This is a genomic window from Pseudomonas sp. COW5 (genome assembly GCF_026240005.1).
GTDB lineage: Bacteria > Pseudomonadota > Gammaproteobacteria > Pseudomonadales > Pseudomonadaceae > Aquipseudomonas > Aquipseudomonas kribbensis.
In genome coordinates, this window is sequence record NZ_JAPHVP010000002.1 from 1 (window position 1) to 474 (window position 474).

A 474-nucleotide genomic window follows, 5' to 3' on the forward strand; every position below is an offset into this window, starting at 1 on the left:
GATGTGGTGCAGGGTCAGCAGCAACACATGGTGATCGTCGGCCAACCGCACCAGACATCCACGAATCAACGGATCGTTCTGCAGGTCGAACGGCGTCGAGGCCTGTTCACGGGTCAACGCCTGCATGGCGTCTTCGGCGTGTGGATGCTGGCGCAGATCTTCGACCCGCAGCAGCACTGCGCTGTCGGCGGCCGCAATCATTACCTGCACGTCATCGTCGTGCGGGACAAAACGGCTGCGCAGGGTTTCGTGGCGGTCGATGATCCGCGCCAGTGACCGTTGCAGCGCCGCCTCGTCGAGATGACCGCGCAAGCGCAGGCCCAGCGGGATGTTGTAGGCGGTGTTGACCCCTTCCATGCGCGCCAGAAACCACAGCCGTTGCTGGGCGAACGACAGCGGCAGCGCGCCGTCCCGTGGCACCGGCAACATGGCCGGCTGCGAGCTGCGTCCGGCCTGGGCCAGTACCTCGGCGAC

Annotated in this window: 1 protein-coding gene; it reads right to left on the reverse strand. The window is 65.8% G+C overall.

The features are described from left to right. Nucleotides 1-474 (reverse strand): condensation domain-containing protein (locus tag OQ248_RS28990; RefSeq protein ID WP_265815203.1); only part of this gene is annotated, 474 nt, incomplete at both ends.